General features: G+C 56.4%; 12 protein-coding genes. 4 read left to right on the top strand and 8 right to left on the bottom strand.

Annotated elements, in window-relative coordinates:
* Positions 1-163: 163 nt before the first annotated feature.
* Both F1381_RS02660 and F1381_RS02665 read left to right on the top strand, forming a co-directional pair.
* Positions 164-1,942 (top strand): cache domain-containing sensor histidine kinase, encoded by a 1,779-nt coding sequence (locus F1381_RS02660; RefSeq protein ID WP_246187877.1) that lies wholly within the window; start codon positions 164-166, stop codon positions 1,940-1,942.
* Positions 1,939-3,573, top strand: a complete 1,635-nt coding sequence (locus tag F1381_RS02665; protein ID WP_151733265.1) for a helix-turn-helix domain-containing protein — start codon at positions 1,939-1,941, stop codon at positions 3,571-3,573. Before F1381_RS02660 ends, F1381_RS02665 begins: the two co-directional genes overlap by 4 nt.
* 1,073 nt (positions 3,574-4,646) lie before the next feature.
* Here the strand turns inward: F1381_RS02665 and F1381_RS02670 are convergent.
* Positions 4,647-5,825 (bottom strand): SGNH/GDSL hydrolase family protein, encoded by a 1,179-nt coding sequence (locus F1381_RS02670; protein ID WP_246187878.1) that lies wholly within the window; start codon positions 5,823-5,825, stop codon positions 4,647-4,649.
* A 194-nt stretch (positions 5,826-6,019) separates the two neighbouring features.
* Positions 6,020-8,341, bottom strand: a complete 2,322-nt coding sequence (yicI, locus tag F1381_RS02675) for an alpha-xylosidase (RefSeq protein ID WP_151733266.1) — start codon at positions 8,339-8,341, stop codon at positions 6,020-6,022.
* A gap of 128 nt (positions 8,342-8,469) precedes the next feature.
* Between yicI and F1381_RS02680 the strand changes: the two genes are divergently transcribed.
* A complete protein-coding gene (locus tag F1381_RS02680; protein ID WP_151733267.1) occupies positions 8,470-9,387 on the top strand; it encodes an AraC family transcriptional regulator in 918 nt (305 codons plus the stop codon).
* Positions 9,388-9,492: 105 nt separating this feature from the next.
* Positions 9,493-9,867, top strand: coding sequence for a nuclear transport factor 2 family protein (locus F1381_RS02685; RefSeq protein WP_151733268.1), 375 nt, complete (start codon positions 9,493-9,495; stop codon positions 9,865-9,867).
* Between the two features lie 354 nt (positions 9,868-10,221).
* Here F1381_RS02685 and F1381_RS02690 read toward each other — a convergent pair whose 3' ends face one another.
* The 6 genes from F1381_RS02690 to F1381_RS02715 form a co-directional block, all read right to left on the bottom strand.
* On the bottom strand, positions 10,222-11,124 hold the full coding sequence (locus F1381_RS02690; protein WP_151733269.1) for a sensor histidine kinase: 903 nt from the start codon (positions 11,122-11,124) through the stop codon (positions 10,222-10,224).
* A gap of 44 nt (positions 11,125-11,168) precedes the next feature.
* A complete protein-coding gene (locus F1381_RS02695) occupies positions 11,169-11,906 on the bottom strand; it encodes an ABC-2 transporter permease (protein WP_151733270.1) in 738 nt (245 codons plus the stop codon).
* Positions 11,899-12,822 carry an ABC transporter ATP-binding protein gene (locus F1381_RS02700; RefSeq protein ID WP_151733271.1) on the bottom strand — a complete coding sequence of 308 codons (924 nt, stop codon included), beginning with the start codon at positions 12,820-12,822 and terminating at the stop codon, positions 11,899-11,901. The genes F1381_RS02695 and F1381_RS02700 overlap by 8 nt, the downstream gene beginning before the upstream one ends.
* Positions 12,823-12,921: 99 nt before the next feature.
* Complete coding sequence (locus F1381_RS02705; protein WP_151733272.1) at positions 12,922-13,614, bottom strand: response regulator transcription factor; 693 nt, start codon at positions 13,612-13,614, stop codon at positions 12,922-12,924.
* Positions 13,615-14,161: 547 nt separating this feature from the next.
* On the bottom strand, positions 14,162-16,507 hold the full coding sequence (locus tag F1381_RS28730; protein ID WP_246187879.1) for a methyltransferase: 2,346 nt from the start codon (positions 16,505-16,507) through the stop codon (positions 14,162-14,164).
* A gap of 257 nt (positions 16,508-16,764) precedes the next feature.
* A complete protein-coding gene (locus F1381_RS02715) occupies positions 16,765-17,640 on the bottom strand; it encodes a radical SAM/SPASM domain-containing protein (RefSeq protein WP_151733273.1) in 876 nt (291 codons plus the stop codon).
* Between the last annotated feature and the right edge of the window lie 22 nt (positions 17,641-17,662).

Here is a 17,662-nt window from a genome sequence, read left to right on the forward strand (position 1 = left end):
TATCATCTAAGGATATTATCACTTTTTTTGCAGACCGCTTACACCGACGCAAGTGATCGATAAGGTGTAAAATATTGATCGGATGTGACAAAATACGATGAAATGGAACAATATTCGCACCAAACTGATTGTTTTTTTACTCCTCCCGACACTGATTTGTATTATGGCTACGATGATAATCAACTATTCTTATACGACGGCCTCCCTGCGCACGAGGGCGGTCGACGAGAATAAGAATCTGCTGTTCCAGGGAGCCCAGAATATCGGCAGCCTGATCGAGGAAATCGACCGGCTCTCCCTGATCGTCTACTCTGATTCGGATCTGTACCGTCTGCTTGAAGTGGGGTCTGACGATTCCTCCGCCAATGCCCGCATTTATTCGTCGCTCAACTATATTTCCTCCTCGAATCCTGATATTTCCCGGGTGTATCTGTATGGCGTCAAAGACAGCAAAGCCACCCTGCTGGCCCGCGACTCCACGCCCAAGCGCTGGCAGGGCATTCCGGCCTACCCCGATTCCAAGGTGACGGCGGAGCATCCGGTGTCCATTCAGACCACCCATCTCAGCCACAGCTACGGGCTAAACTTTCTCATTCCGCAGCTCCCGGAGGAGCAGGTCTTCACCCTGCACCGCCGGATCGAGCAGGTTCCCTCTACGAATGAGCTCGGTTATTTGTCGATTGATGTCAAGCTAAAAGCGCTCACGGATATTATCGATCAAATGTATGAGCAGAATCAGGAGAATGTCTATCTGGTCGACGACAGCGGCGCGCTGGTCTACAGCCACCATGCGGACGAGCTCGGCCAGCCGCTGAATGCGGCCTGGTACGATAAGAGAATCAGCACAGCCGGTCCTCAGATGCAGGGCTATTTTGAAGAAAACAGCTCGGTGTTTATTTATCAGAAGCTTGAGGTGCCCGGCCAGAGCTGGACGCTGGTAAAGCAGATTCCCGGCTCCTACCTGTTCCGTGAAGCCAAAGAGGCGGCGACGATCAATATCCTGCTGCTGGCGCTGCTCATGGTGATGATTACTGCACTGACCGTCATTATTTCCTTCCGTTTCACCGCGCCGATCAAGCAGCTCACCCGATACATGAACCAGGTGCAGACCGGGAATCTGGAGGTGGAGATCCGTCCGGCGGGGAGTGACGAAATCGGTGTGCTGACCGAGCATTTCCGGCGCATGATGGACACGATTAATAACCTGATTTTGCGAGAATACCGGCTGGAGCTCTCGAACAAGACCAACGAGCTGCGGGCGCTGCAGGCCCAGATCAACCCGCATTTCCTGAACAATACGCTGCAGATTATCGGCACTCTGGCGCTCGAGCTGAAGGTTCCGCAAATCTATGCCCTGCTCTCGGCTCTGGCCAAAATGATGCGCTACAGCATGCACAACGATGAGAAGATCGTAACGATCCAGAATGAGCTGGATCATGTGAAGGCCTATATCGAGCTGCAGAAGGAACGTTTTGAAAATAAGTTCGCTTTCCGCTACGATATGGAAGAGCCGCTGCGGGCGGCGCTGATGCCGAAGATGATTCTGCAGCCGATCGTCGAAAATTATTTCAAGCACGGCTTTCATCTTTCCCGCAGCGACGGCTGGATCGAAATTACTGCCGCCAGGCTGGAGTCGGGCCGGATGGAGATTCTGATCCGCAACAACGGGCAGTCCATTCCCCCGGAGCGGCTGGAAGCACTGCGGCAGGAGCTGGAGCAGGCCGGTCCGCTGGATATTGACGCGCTGAAGGACCCGGTGCCTGCCCGTGAGGGCGAGATCAGACTCAGCGCTCCGGGGGCCGGCATCGGCTTGTCCAACGTGCTTGCGCGGCTGCGGCTGGTATGCGGGGACGATGCTCTGCTGCAGGTCGATAATATAGACACGGGCGGCGTTGCCGTCCGGCTGGAATTTGAAATCATGATGGAGAGTGAACGGATATGAAGGCGCTGATCGTGGATGATGAAGCGAGAGTAAGAAAGGCGGTGCGGCTGCTCGTCGATTGGGAGGCGCACCAGATTGGGGAGATTCTGGAGGCGGGCAGCGGCAACGAGGCGATTGAAATCATCCGCGAGGCCAAGCCGGCGCTGGTCATTATGGATATGATGATGGATTCCGGCAACGGCATTGAGCTGATGACCTGGGTCGATGAATTCGCCGGCAACACCAAATTCATTGTGGTCAGCGGCCATAATGATTTTGACTTTGTACGCCAGACGGTCCGCCATGGCGGCATTGATTATATCCTGAAGCCGATTGAGCATGAGGCGATCAACCTTGCCGTGTCCAAGGCAGTGGCCGCCTGGCGGACGGAAGAGGAAGAGCGCCGCCAGCACCAGAAGCAGAACATCCGGCTGAATGAGATCACGCCGATCTACGGCGAGAAGCTGCTCTCGGCCCTGATCCATGATCCCGTCGTGGCCGAGTCCTCGCTGCGCCGGCTTGTCGCCGAGGGCGTCATCCCGGCGCCCGCCCGGTCTTCACGGCTGATCCTGATTCAGACCGACAGCGGGAACAACCAGCTCCTGAAGCGGTTCGGCGGCGACAGCGAGCTGCTGTATTATGCCATTGTCAACATCTGTAACGAGTTTCTGCAGCCGCAGAACAAGGGCATTGCCTTCCGGTATTGGGGCGGCATCCCGGAGATCGCCATTCTGCTGTGGGAGGTGCAGGATTCCGTCAGCGAGCTTATTGCCCGGATTAACCAGGGCTTATACCAGACACTGCAGCTGCGTATGCATTTCGGAGTCAGTACGGTAGGCAATCTGCCCTCCGGACTGCACAGGCAGCGCCAGGAAGCCGCAGAAGCACTGCTGCGCCGCAACCTGCTGCAGCAGGAGGAATATTGCCACCTTCCCGCTGCGGCTGCCGAAGCTGCCGCACACGGGCAGGGCACTCCGGCGATCTTCGCCGATGTGCAGGAGGAATGGAAGGTCGCGGTCATCAGCGGCAGCCGGGAGGCCATTACCGCTGCCTCCGAGCGCTGGACCCATGAGCTGGAAAGCGGCGGGGTCATCACCCCCGAGATGCTCGGCAGCTGGAAGGCCGACATTCTGACCTTCCGCTCCCGGCTGGTACGGGAGATCCTCGGCGCCCAGGCGGACAGCGCGCTCTCCGAGCTGGAGCAGGGCGACCCGGAGCATCCCGCGCCTTATCCCGGCGGCTACTCCTTCTCCCAGTTCGCCTGGCGCGACTGGTCCCTGAGCCTGCTGCTGCGTCTCGCGCAGGTACTCGCCGAGCGCAGCGTCAAGGAACGCAATCCGATGACCGAGATCGTAAAATATATCGAGCAGAATTACCCGTCCGAGCTCTCCCTGCAGGAGGTCGCCGGCAAGTTCTTCGTCAGCCGCGAATACGTCTCGCGCAAATTCAAGCAGGAGTTCGGCATTAACTTCTCCGACTACATCGTCCAGGTGCGGATCGAGAAGGCCAAGCTGCTGCTGCAGAACCCCAACCTGAAGCTGGCCCAGATCGCTGAAATGGTTGGCGTCCATGACGTGAAGTATTTCAGCAAGGTGTTCAAGAAGCAGGCCGGGGTCACGCCGAAGGAGTACCGGGGGCGGGTAGGGCTTTAAGGCCCAGCCGCAGGGTCCGGACGGCGCGGCTGGCCGCAGGGACCGGGCGGCGCGGCTGGCCGCAGGGTCCGGGCGGCGCGGCTGGCCGCAGGGTCCGGGCGGCGTGAGCTGTAATCGCCGGGTTCGGGTTAGTTCAAGCCCGCCGTCTTACCATTCTGTCATTAGTGGCGGACCGAACCAGGGATGCCACCGCTGATAACCTGCATACGTCCCACGGCTCCTTACGGACCGTAAAGCCTTTATTTCGGGAAAATAGCCGGATTATCGGACCCGGATGACCTTATTCCTGCTAGCCAAAACAATAATTATCGTCATCTGAGTCCGTTACGGTAGAACGCCGCCGCCATTGATCTCACTAACACCATACTAGTACACTGACCAAATCAAATCTAAGGACGATATGTGCGGACATCTCCGGTCCTTATCTGCAAGTTTATGGGGTGTAGCTACAACTTGATGTGCTCAAGGTGCTAGTTCGATTTTCGTTACTTAAATTCTCATTATTTCTGGTTAGCTGCAGTCTAGTTCGATAATCGCCACTTAATATCGATGGAAGTGATGACGGGTGCGAATTTTGGTCAAATTAGATGACGAAAATCAAACTAGAGTTGAAAAATGGCACGGTATAGGCGAAATAAGTGGCGAAAATCAAATTAGTGCAATGACCAAGTCAAATCTAAGGACAGTATGTGCAGATATCTCCAGCTCATACCCGCAAGTTGGATGATGCATAGCTGCAATTTAATGCGGCCAAGCACTAGGACTTAATATACCAAAGAACGCCCGGTTGGAAATTAGCCGGGCGTTCTACAAGTAATCTATTATGCCTAAAATCAGCGCTGACATCCACTGCTCATTAAAGTTACTGCGCCTGAGCAGCTGCATAATTAAAACACTGCCAGCAGACTTCGTTTATTACGGTCTGCCGGTTACGATCAGTCGTTACGTTTGGCAGCATCATCAACAATCAGCCGCCTGATATCCGCCCTTTCTCTGCCTATTGCTACCAGCCATTGTCATGGCCTTAGGCTGCCCACCTTCATCCGGCACTGACCCTCTACTCTGCTCACCGTCTACTTTCCGCTTTCGTACCAGGTCAGGAATGCCTCCGCGACCGCCTTGCCGGCGTCACCGTTCGGGTGCGGGTCGTATTCGTCACTCATGAACGCGCGGCGGATGCGATGCTCCTGCGGGGCTGGCTCCGACAGGACGGCGGCGATGTCGAACACCCGGTCAACCCCGGCCGGCGGGCTCCCCAGAATCGTCCGGTTCACCGTGCGCCAGTACGCTTCGCGCTCCTCCACGAAGTTGAACGGCGGCACGGTGCTAAGGATGATCCGGACCGCCGGGTTTGCCGCTTTGATCTCCGCAATAATATGCGTCAGATCGGCGAGCAGCTCATCGGCCGTCCGTTTGCCGATGTCCAGATCATTGACGCCCAGCACGATTAACACCTCATCGCCCTGCTTCGCCTTCTCCAGCCACGGCCCGCCCTCGGCCACATCATAGGCCCGGCCCCACCCGGAGCCGAGATTCCACAGGCCGTAATCTGCGCCGAGCCCTTCGGCAATGCGCGCTGCCCAATACGTATATTGGTCTTTGGCCGTTCTGACGCCCTGCGTGATCGAGTCGCCCAGGAAGACCAGCTTCTTCTGCACTTGCTTCATGTATCCGATATAGCTCGGCGCCACCAGCAGCTTATCCGACAGTACGAAGCCTCCGCCGCTCTCACTGTCCGCCAGCTCCCCTGTAGCATCGTAGCCGCTGACCAGCATGCCTTCTACATTAAACGGCACGCTCGGTCCCGCAGCCGCAGTCCTGATCGTCCAGGTGAACGCCAGGTAATGTCCTTCCGGCAGTTCAAGCCGAGCCTCATCGCTCCAGAAAGTTTCACCCGGAGCCACCGTCTTCGCAGCAGCGCCGCCAAACGTAACCGGCACCTGCGACCCCGCCGCGACACTGCCATCCGGGTTCATCCCGCCATCGGCCACATACGCCGCTGCAATGCTCCATTCCCCTCCGGGCTGGCTTCCTCTCGCATCCTGACCCTGATCCCAGGTCGAGTCCACCGCATTACTGTGCCACAATTTCAGCGTCAGGCTGCCGCCTTCCCTCACCCGGAAGTAGGTCCGGTACGTATGGGTAAAAGGCTCCGGCGCATTCATAATGAAATTAGCTGCCGTCGAAACGACGGTAGCCGAAGAAAATTCGGTCTCTCCGTATACCCCGCCGCTGTTCATACTAGTGCTCACTGCAATCTCCCCCATCGCTCTTTCTATCCGTTGAATTAAAGCGCATGCATAGCTTCCTGCACCCTATCTTCGGATACGCTCTGAATTTTGACAAGCCCCTTGCAAATCAAGAATCCCGCACACTTCAAAAAGCTCCCCGATGGTCCGGAACGCCATGCGTCCCCTCCCATCAGGGAGCTTGTGTCAGTTCTGCACTATTTCAGTTCAATAGTGAAGGAGACGGATTTCGCTCCTGCAGCCACATTCACTGTTGTTGCGTCCGCTTGCTCTGCACCGTTCACGGAAGCAATCGCTCCGAGGTCGTTCAGGGCCAGGGAGAATGCTTTGCCGCTGCCTTCTGCAGTTACAGTCACGCTGCTGCCGCTGCGCACAGCCTTCACGTTCAGCTCAGGTACGCCGTTGATGTCGCGCACAGTCGCCGTTGCCGTCTTGCCGTCTTCCAGACTGTACAGACCGAATTTCACGCCGTCTGCAAAATCATAGTCCGGACGGTTATCCACGCTGCCTGTTGCCAGGAGCGAGTTCGGACGTACGAACAGCGGCAGGCTGAAGAAGTCATACGTTTCCTTGCGCCACGATCCGCCGACTACCGTCTCGCCTGTAAGCAGGTGTGTCCAGCGTCCGGCCGGCAGGTAGTATTTCACTTCGCCGTTCTCTTGCAGGATTGGTGCAACCAGCAGGGTGTCACCCAGCATGTATTGACGGTCCAGCAATTCGCAGGTAGGATCTTCCGGGAATTCCATCACCATGGCGCGCATCGAAGCCCAGCCGTGTTCATGCGCCTGTCCCGCTACATCGTAGAGGTAAGGCATCAGGCTGCATTTGAGCTTGGTGAAGAAGCGTGTAACGTCCACCGCTTCATCGTCGTAAGCCCAAGGCACACGGTACGAGGTGCTGCCGTGCAGACGGCTGTGGCTGGACAGCAGGCCGAAGGCCAGCCAGCGCTTGAACACATGCGCCGGAGCGGTGTTCTCGAAGCCGCCGATGTCATGGCTCCAGAAGCCGAAGCCGGAGAGGCCGAGGGACAGGCCGCCGCGCAGGCTTTCCGCCATCGACTCGTAGTCCGCGTAACAGTCGCCGCCCCAGTGAACCGGGAACTGCTGGCCGCCGGCGGTTGCCGAACGGGCGAATACGGCCGCTTCGTTCTTGCCGAGTTTTTCTTCGAGCACTTCAAATACCACTTTATTGTAAAGCTGAGTGTAGTAGTTGTGCATCTTCATCGGGTCAGAGCCGTCGAAGTAGACGACATCGGTCGGAATGCGCTCGCCGAAGTCGGTCTTGAAGCTGTCGACGCCCATGTCCACCAAGTCACGCAGGTAACCGGCATACCATTCGCATGCCGCAGGGTTGGTGAAGTCCACCAGGCCCATGCCCGCCTGCCACAGGTCGGTTTGGTATACGTCGCCATTGGCTTTTTTAATCAGATAGCCGTTCTTCTTGCCTTCTTCAAACAGACGCGAACGCTGTCCGATATAGGAGTTAATCCAGACGCAGATCTTCAGGCCTTTGTCCTTCAGGCGCTTCAGCATGCCCTTAGGATCCGGGAAGACGCGCTCATCCCACTGGAAGTCGGTCCATTGGTACTCGCGCATCCAGAAGCAGTCGAAATGGAATACATGCAGCGGCAGATCGCGCTCAGCCATGCCTTCCACGAAGGAGTTAACAGTAGCTTCATCGTAGTCGGTAGTGAACGAAGTGGTCAGCCACAGGCCGAAAGTCCAAGCCGGAGGAAGCGCCGGTTTGCCGGTCAGAGCCGTGTAGTTGCTCATAACATCCTTAACGGTAGGTCCGTCGATTACGTAGTATTCCAGGCGCTCGCCGGTTACGCTGAACTGCGCTTTTTTCACTTTTTCCGAAGCGATTTCGTACGATACCAGCTCCGGATGGTTAACAAACACGCCGTAGCCCTTGCTTGTTACATAGAAAGGAATGTTCTTATACGCCTGCTCGGAGCTGGTGCCGCCGTCCTTGTTCCAGATGTCGACAACCTGTCCGTTCTTGACAAAAGCGGTGAACCGTTCGCCCAGACCGTATACATATTCGCCAACGCCCAGGTCGAGCTCCTCGCGCATGTAGGTGTTGCCGTCCTGGTCGGTAATCCAGGCCATCGATTTGTAACCGCTGCCGGTAATGCGCTCTTCGCCGCGGTAGAAGTCTACGGACCAGTGGGTGCCTTTATTGATTACTACGCGCAGTCCGCCGGTGATCATAACGGTCTGGGCTTCGTTCCCTTCAATTTGTACGTGATCGCTGTTGCCCTTGGCCAGTTCAAACACTGGACCGCGTTCCTGAACGCCGTCGTGATGAACGATTTTGACGCCAACCACACCCGGAAGCGGGGAATGGAATTTAACGGTAAGGAGGGTTGAATTCAAGGTTGCTGCACGTCCCGTAATCGGGGTTGTTTGTGTAACCGCAGTCAATCCTTCGGAAGTTTTCTCTACCACATAGTTCTGCACAGCGCCGTTGATGTTGATTCCGTCGCGAACCAGCCAGAGGCCGTCTGTAAATTTCATGTGAATGCTTGCCACCCTTCAATTTGGTGTTTATAGTTGCATTATACCGTCAATAAAAGTACAAAACTAATATAATATAGCTCATTTATAACACTATTCTGATGTTTTTTGCTAAAAGGAGGCCTGTTATGGACCGCACGTCCCAACGGCTGCTTAAGGAAGACCGGGTCCACGGGGATGCCATGTTTCCGCTGGCCGCCTACTGGATCGAGCTTCCGGCCGGAACGCATATTCTGGACACGCACTGGCATGAGGAAGCGGAGTTCTTCCTGCTGCAGGAAGGCGAGATTACGTTTCAGGTGGACACCGATTATTTTCCGCTGAAGCCTGGTGAGGTTGTGTTCATCGAGTCCGGCGATATTCACGCCGCCCACGTGCTGAAGGATGGACCTTGCCGCTTCTGCGCACTGGTCTTCCATCAGGGGCTGCTGGCCAGCGCCCAATACGACGCCATCCAGCAGTCGGTCATTCTGCCGCTCCAGGAGAAGCGCCAAAGCTTTCCCCGCCATATGACGCCGGAGGTCCCGTGGCAGGCGGAGCTGATTGCCCAGCTTGAACGCATGATGGAGGCATACGCTATTAAAATGCCCGGATTCGAAGCCTTTATGAAAGGGACTTTGCTCATTATGCTGTCCCAGCTCGCCGCCCCCGGACGGGCAGCCAATTACAGTCAGGCCGGAAGCGCTGACACGACCAAGATCAACCGGCTCAAGAAGGTCATTCTCTATATCCAGGAGAACTACCGCGAGCCGATCCGCCTAAGCGACCTGTCGGAGCTGATTCCGATGAGCGAGGGGCAGTTCACCCGCTTTTTCAAGGCGATGACGCGCAAGACTCCAGTCGATTACATCAACTCCTACCGCATCCGGCAGGCGGCCGACCTGCTGCAGCAGACCGACCGCAAAATCTCCGACATCGCCCTCGAGGTCGGCTTCGACAATGTCAGCTATTTCATCAAGGTGTTCCGCAAGGGCATGAAATGCTCCCCGTCCGAATTCCGCAAAGGCGGGGTCCCCGGCGCCGGGCAGTCGCAGCTGTATCCTTGAGGGCTGGCCGTCCCTCATCTGCTTACCGATACCCGGATACGTTTAAGTTACCTGTAAGGACGGGTCCGCCCGTCCGGAAATTCCACTTACAGGAGGCAGATAGCCATGAATCAACATGTCACCATGCCGAGTGAAGTACAGGAATATTTCAATGCCATTAACCGGTATCAGCCCGAGGCTTTTACCCAATTGTTCGCATCCGGCGCCAGCGTTAAGGATAACGGCAAGGAAATCCAGGGCATCGAGGCGATACAGGCTTGGGGAGAGTCGGAGATTTTCTCAGCCAAGGTCCGTTATACAATCATGGAGATTGAAGAAGCCGGAGAGAGAATTGCAGTCACCGCAGAGATGGAGGGTGAATTCAACCGGAACCGGGTGCCTGCGCCGCAGCAGTTTCGACATGAATTTAAGGTGCGAGGCGGTAGAATCAGTTCACTTGTCATCACGCCCAAGCAGACAGACGCCACTGGTTTCGTTTAATTGCTAGGATTACACTGGAGGTCGGGTGGCTCTCCCTTACCCGCAATCTTATCTTGCAAGCCGCAATAAACCAAAAATGCCGGACAGCGATCCTCCAAGTAAAATGAGATTCGCTGCTCGGCTTATTTTTTCATGTGGTTTTATATGAGTTGATAGTTAGATAATCGCCACTTATTTTCACCTATATGGAGGTTGATCACAAGCCTAGTTGGATTTCCACCACTTAATATGGGTAAAAATAAATAAATGCATCAAGATCTCCCTAATTAAGTGGCGATAATCGAATTAGATTACTGAAATCCGTAAAAAAGGCGAAATTAGTGTGCTATATTCGAATTATTTGTTATGAACGAATTATTCCCCGAACGTAAAGACCAGCTGAAACTCCCCGTCAGCAAGCTGGGCACCAAGGCTGCCTCCCTGCTTCTCCACCAGCTGCTTCACAATAGCGAGCCCCAGCCCCAGCTGGCCGCTTGACCGCGAAGGATCGCCCGTATAGGTCCGCTCGAACAGCCTGGACACCTCCTGCCCGCGAAGCTGGTCCGTATCGTTTACAAATACGATTTTTACGCTGTCCGCTTCCGTAAACAAGGAAATGGCAAGCCGGCTTTTGCCGTAACGGAGCACGTTCTGCAGCACGTTGGAGAAGATACGGATCATCGCTTTTTCATCCAGCGGAACGACCTTCACGGTCTCATCCAGCTGGAGCCGGACTTCAATATTCTTCCGGTCCAGATCCGTATGGAAGGCGAGAATCACTTCGCTCAGCAGACTGTACAGATAGAGCGGCTGACTGCTTAGCGGGTAATCTCCGGAATCCATACTGGACAGTTCATAAAACGACTCCACAATATTGTTCATTACGGCCAGCTTGTGCAAAATAATGTCCAGATACTCTTCCCGCTCGGCTGCCGGAACCGCCGGATTCTGCAGCAGGCCGGCATACCCCTGCATCGAGGTGAGCGGAGTGCGCAGATCGTGTGAAAGGTTCGCGATCTCCGCCTTGACGGCAAGCTCTCTGGCCTCATGAAGCGCCTGCTCCTGTCTGCGCTGCTCAAGCTGCCCGTTAACGGCCACCACCAGCTGCTCCATTTCATGCCCCGGCAGGGGCAGCCTGATATGGCGATGCTGTACAGGAAGTGAGTCGGCATCCGCAAGCTGCTTTCTTACTTGAATGATGCTGTGCCGCTGCAGAGCATAGGCCATCAGCAGGAAGACGGCTGCCAGAGCAGCAATGATTGAAATAGCCGGATGCATTCTCTCCTCCTTCCTGAAGACCGTCTTTACAGCAGCAGCTGTAATCAGAATTCTTCTTTGCTGAACAGATAAAGTCCAAGCCCGCAAAAGACCAGCGTGTATACGGCTCCGGATGTCCAAGGCTCCCAGGCCGGATAGGCCGGACTGTTATACAAATTAAACAAATAATAGACGGGATTATGGCTGTAAAGCCACTCTGCCCAGGCAAATCTGCTTTGTAGAGCATTCAGAACATAATGGGGCAGGAAATAAATCAGCACATACGCTGTGATAATCTGCGTATTCTTCTTCATGACCGCCGCCAGACCATAATAGGTGGTAATGCCGGCAATCATGACGGGCAGCACGCTGACCAGGCTCCTGCTGTATTCCGCAAGCGCATGCTCATGACTGCGGACCAGCAGGCTTGCTCCAAGCAGCACCGACACCCCCGTCAAGGCAAGGGCAAATATCAGAAACCCGGCCAGGATCACCAGCAGCTTGGCTGTATAAATGCGCTGTCTGCTGAAGCCGTAGGCCGCTGTATTTTTAAGCATCTGCTTATGCTCGCCCATCAGAATCAACGGAAAGGTGAAGAGCAGGACAAATACGACCGGCATCATGGCCAGAACATTGCTATAGAAGAAACGCTCATTGCCGTAACGGAACCCGGGCTCCGACTGCTGGAAGACATACAGGATGACTGCCGCCCCGGCCATCAGCAGCGTGTAGAGCAGACCGGTGAAATAATAGTTCCGTGTCCGGACAAAACGGTACTGCTCACTCTTCATCAGGTTAAGCATGCCGCTCACCTCCCAGCAGGCCCAGATAGTACTCCTCCAGGTCCTCCCCCGTGACCGCAATGGAACGCACGCCAACCCCGCCGCTGTACAGCGCCCGGTTCAACTGCTCCGTCCGGTCCGTACCGCCGGACAGCCGGATACGGTTGCCCGGAAGAATCCGGAACGGGATATCCGGGAACTGCTGTTCCAGAACCGTCGCTGCTTTGCCGCTGTCATCCACAGTTAGCTCAACGGCTCGGCGGGTCTTGTCCAGCAGCTCCTCCGCCGTCAGCTGCTCCACAATCCGCCCCCGGTCCATAAAAATATACCGGGTAGCCACGCTCTGCAGCTCCGACAGCACATGGCTTGAAATCAGGATGGTTACCTTCTTCACCGCATTCAGGTTCTTCAGCAGCTCGCGGATCTCCGCTTTTCCCTCCGGGTCCAGCCCGTTGGTCGGCTCATCCAGAATCAGCAGGGCCGGATGTGACATCAGGGCCAGCGCCAGCCCCAGACGCTGCTTCATCCCGAGCGAGAAGTCTTTGAATTTCTTCCTTCCGGTATCCAGCAGCTTGACATCCCTGAGGGCCTGGTCTACCGCTTCTTTACCGGCAATTCCCCGCTGCTGGCGGAAATATTCCAGGTTCTGCCGGGCCGTAAAATCCGGAAAAAAAGCAGGCTCTTCAATCATGGCTCCGATGGTGCGGCGCTGCTGTCTTATTCCGGCGGCATCCTTTTTTCCATAAAGCGTAAGGGTACCTGAAGTCGGAAAGACCTGCTCGGTTATACATTTGAACAGGGTGGTTTTACCTGCGCCATTCTTGCCGATGACCGCAGCAATATCGCCCGCCGCAATACTCAGCTGAATATCCTGAAGGGCATGGACATCCTTGTAGGTTTTGCCAAGTGCCTCAATCTCCAGTATACAATGCATCATCGTTAAGACTCCCTTACCGTTTGATAATTTCATTGTATAAAGTCCGCTTTTAATAAGCTTTAAGCGAAATCTTAAGAAAGGATAAAGAAGCCTAAGCGGCTACACAAGCTTGAACCCGATTCCCCAGACGGTACGGATATACTCCTCTTCCGTGACCGCCGCAAATTTGGCCCGCAGATTGCTGATATGTACATTAATGGTGTTGTCGTCCCCGAGGTAGGTGCCTTGCCAAATGTTCCGGTACAGCTCGCTTTTGGAAAAGATATGGTCAGGCTTCGACAGGAGCAGCGCCAGAATCTCAAATTCATATTTCGTCAAAGCCAGCTGCTCCTGATTGAGCGTAACTTCCCGCCGGTTCTTGTCCATCACCAGATTACGCAGCCTTACTGTCCCCTCATCCTGATCCGGCACAGGCGCATACTGCAAGCGGCGGAGCTGTGCCTGCACTCGGGCGATAACCTCTTCCTGGTCAAACGGCTTCGTAATATAGTCATCTGCCCCCAGACGCAGCAGGCTTACCTTATCCTGGAGCGTGCTTTTCGCAGAGATCACAATGATGGGAACGGTGGACTGCTCCCGAATCCGTGCAATCAGCGTCTCTCCGGCGATGCCCGGCAGCATCAGATCCAGCAGCACCAGCTGATAGGCTTCAAGCGACAGCCTGAGCTCAGCCTCACTGCCCGAAAAGGCCGGAACCGCAGTTAACCCTTCGGCCGTAAGCATACGGCACAGCAGCCGGTTAATATCGGCATCATCTTCTACGACGAGTATTTTGTAATGGGTCTCCTTCACTTCAGTTGCCTCCAGCTCCCATAATCGCCAATGTGCCCTGTCCGCCGGAGCGGCCTTGGCATTGGCTCTACTGCTCTATTCATCTTAACGTATTATCCATGGATCCGGTAGACCGGTCCGATATAGCTGCAACGTAATACCACTGATACAAAAAAACCTGAAGCCGTCCCGGCCGCAATGGCGGGAAGCTTCAGGCCGACAATTGATCCTTCGGGAATTAGCCGCTTTGATCCCGAGAACAGGCTAGTTCAAGATGCTAGTTGGATTTTCGCCACTTAGTTTTCGCGTACAGGGCCCTTTTCCAACTCTAGTTGGTTTTCCGCCAACTATTTTAACGAAAACTCGCCCCCGTGATCACTTTCACTAAGATTAAGTGGCGATTATCGAACTAGAGTACAGTTAACCAGACCAAATGAGCTATTTAAGTAGTTAATATCAAACTATTTATTTGTGCTGTGCCAAACCAATCTGTGGCTCCATGTGTAAACCGTCCGAGTCTTTCCACGCTAGTTAGGCGGGTGATACTGCAATTTATGCGGCCCGGGTACTAGCCTTTGCGGATCACAATAAAGCAGGTGCTGTCCGGCAAAGGCACCTCAGTACCATGCTCATCCATAATTACAATCCGGTCCTTAAGCGCCTCGGTATAGCCATCCTGCAGGTAATGCCGGAACACCTCGATTCGTGCTGTTTCACCGAGCGTGCTTTGGATGAACTCCTTATACCGGTCCGGTGTGAAGTAGCCGAACTGCTCCTGAACTTCGTGCACGTACGCTTCTTCTCCCCATGTGTAAGTGTAGAGGAACTCCATGGCGTCGTTGACAGGCATCAGCACCTCTTGCTCACCGGTCACTTCATACTGTATCCGGCGCCCGGCAAAATCCTCCGCGTAACGCACAAGCCAGGCGAGCCCGTCTCCTTCAAGCAGCCGTACACGCCGCCGGTCACTCTCCGGCTCGGTCATAATGCCGTCGCGGATGATGATTACGCCGCCTTCCGCCAGCACCTCATAGGCGCTCACCAACGCCGCCGCCACGGTCTCGTGATTAAATTTCTTGCCGTTAAACGGCACATAGGAGTACAGCTCATGCAGAATGGAGGAGAACACGACCGTATTCACCGAACCCGGGGATACCAGCTCCTTCAGATTCAACGCATCGCCCTGCAGCACCTCCCAGCCCCGGTTCTCCCGGGCCTTCCGCTGCTGCAGCGCTTCAATGACATTGCTGGAGATGTCGATACCCACTGCCTGAACGCCCGGCAGACGATCTTCGATCAGATCGAGCAGCACTCCGCCGCCCGGGCCGATGTCCAGCACCTTCGTTCCGTTGATATGCTCTAGAATAACCGCTTTGTAATCGGCGGTCCCATTCATCTGGTTCAAGTACGTCTCTTCGTTATGGAAGCGGTCGAACGCATCGCGCCGCAGGCCGAACAGGTCGAACAGCATCAGCACCGCCCGTTCGTACAGCGGGGATTTCTCCGCTTCGATGCAGAATTCAATCAGCTTCTCGGCTGCCGGCGAGAACACGAAATCGAAGAACAGCGTATCCGGCAGCTCCTCCTGCCGCTGCAGCCGGTGCGTCAGATGCGGGTTCTGCGCTGCCCGCATATTTGTTTGCCTGTGCTGCACACCCGGCGGTTCCTGCGCATCATGCACGCCTTTCCCATGCTGTACAGCCTGCACTCCTTGCGCTCCTTGCACACCCGGCGGTTCCTGCGCCGCCGGCGATCCTTGCGCGCTCTGCACACCCGGCGGTTCCTGCGCTGCCGGCGATCCTTGCGCGCCCCGTCCGCCCTGGCCCAGCTCCTCCCAGCCCAGCTCCGACAAGTACTTCTCGATGATCCGCTTCTTATAGACATTGATCTTCTTGACGCCCCGGTAGTCGTAATAAATGGAATTCATTACTTCCGCGAAGCTGATATGCTTAGGCTCTTCGCCGGAGGCGAGCTCCGCGCCCCCGGCGGCTAGCAGCATCACCTTCAGGAACTGCTCCAGCGAAAAGGTCTGCAGCGCCGACTCCGCGTACCAGAAGGTAGCGGAGGACAGCGGCGCAAGCTGCGCCGGATCGAAGCCCTCCGCCGCCAGCTGCACCCACGCGGCGGCGAAGTCCTCGCCCCGCGCCGCCGGGCCGGTGCGCATCCGGCGCAGCCGCTCCTGCAGCGGCACCGACTGGATGCCGCCGCCCGCTGCCGCCGCGATCAGCCGCTGCGCTTCCGGCTGCACCTGCCGCCACAGCTCGGGCGTGACGGCGGCAATAATGCACTGATTGAGCGCCAGGAGCAGGCGCTCCAGCTCCTCCGGCGTGAGCAGCCCCTCCGCCGCCAGTGCCGTCAGCGGGCGGTTGACCTCGGGCGGCACCTCCCCGCGGATCTGCTGGCCGATCAGGCCGTGCGTCGCGATCAGCCGGTGGATAATCCGCTCCCGCCCGGCCAGTTCGGCGGCCGGGTCCCGCTCCTCCGGCCCCTGCCGGACGGAACGGTCTCCATAGGGCAAGCCTTCGCCGCCAGCAGCCCTGTGCGCCGGTCCCCTTGTCACATGCCGCCGGTACAGCTCCGCCGAGCCGATATTGTGCGCGAAGGTATTAACCCCCTCTTGCTGCCAGCTCCGGCGCTGCTGTGTACTGCCGCCTTTGGCCGTCTCCGACCAGACGAGCGTCTCCTCAGCCAGCTCCTTAATCCAGTAGGACAGCGGCAGACCATCCAGCAGCCGCAGGCTCCGTTCCACATAATCGAGCACCGGGTTGTGCGACGCAAGCTCCCGCAGCGACTCCACCCGCTCCAGATTCACCACCGGCTGCTCGGCTGAAATGATGTACACCAGCCAGGGCGTTGCCTCCCCCGGCGCATCTCCCCGCCGGTACGCTTCTATAGCCTGCAACGATTTCAGCATACACTCGCCTCCCGATATCAATCCTGCTGCAATATCTCTGCTGCGGCACCAGTTAGCCGGTACCATTTGCGTTCATCCCATTCTTTTCCCCGGAACCTTATCAATTCTTCTACAGATGAAACAAAAAGCAAGCTCCCAAGGATGCTTGCTCTCTCTACATTTTCGGTGAATAACGGCGCTATTCAAGCAGTGACCCGGTGATGGTCAAACGGCCGTCCACTGACCACACTCCGCCCTGCCCAACCGGGCTCCACGCTTCATGTGCCGAACCGCTGGCGGTACCCGCATTTGCGGCACAGCTCTTCTACGGCTTCCCGGCGGGAGAAGCCGTAGACCATAGCGTTGGCCCGCTCGCCCTCCACGATCTGCGAGAACGGCGTCTCGTGCAGATTGCCGAGGCGGATGACCCCCTCGCCGTCCAGGCAGCACGGCACGACCGTGCCGTCCACCAGCACTGCCGCCTGGCTGCGCAGCGCGTGGCAAAAGCCCTTGCCGTCATCCTCCGGCTCGCTCAGCGCAGGCCATTTGAATTCATGGTCCTGGTTAAGGTATATCTTGGGGGCGATGCGCACCCCGCTGCCGGGCACGACCTTCTCCTCGATCCGGTAGTCCAGCCCGAAGGCCTCCTCCAGCACCGCCAGCGTCTCCCGGTTGCGCTGCCGCTCCAGGTTGGTCATGTTGTCCTGCGTCAGATTCCACAGCCGGAAGGAGATCAGCACGCCCTGCGCAGCAGCCTCCTTGGCAAAAGCGATAATCTCCCGCAGGTATCCCTCCCGGTTCTCCGAGCCCTCATGCCCGTCGAAGCTGTGCAGCGAGAAATTCATCTGCCGCAGTGCGGGCTTGCCGAGAATCTTCGGCCCGGCCTTATGAATCAGCGTTCCGTTCGTCGTAATGTTCACCTTAAGACCCTTGGCGTGGGCGATATCCAGCAGCTCCGCGACCCGCGGATGCAGCAGGGGCTCACCCTTCACATGCAGATAGATATGATCGGTATGCGGCTTGACCTGATCCATAATACCGCTGAACGTCTCCGGCTTCATGAAATTCTTGGTGCGCTCCGTCGGCGGACAAAAGCTGCAGGCGAGGTTGCAGACGCTTGTGATCTCAATGTAGACTTTTTTAAATGTGCGCAAGTTCCGCTTCCTCCCCCTTCTT

This window comes from Paenibacillus tengchongensis (assembly GCF_008973665.1).
Taxonomy (GTDB): Bacteria; Bacillota; Bacilli; order Paenibacillales; family Paenibacillaceae; genus Paenibacillus_AQ; species Paenibacillus_AQ tengchongensis.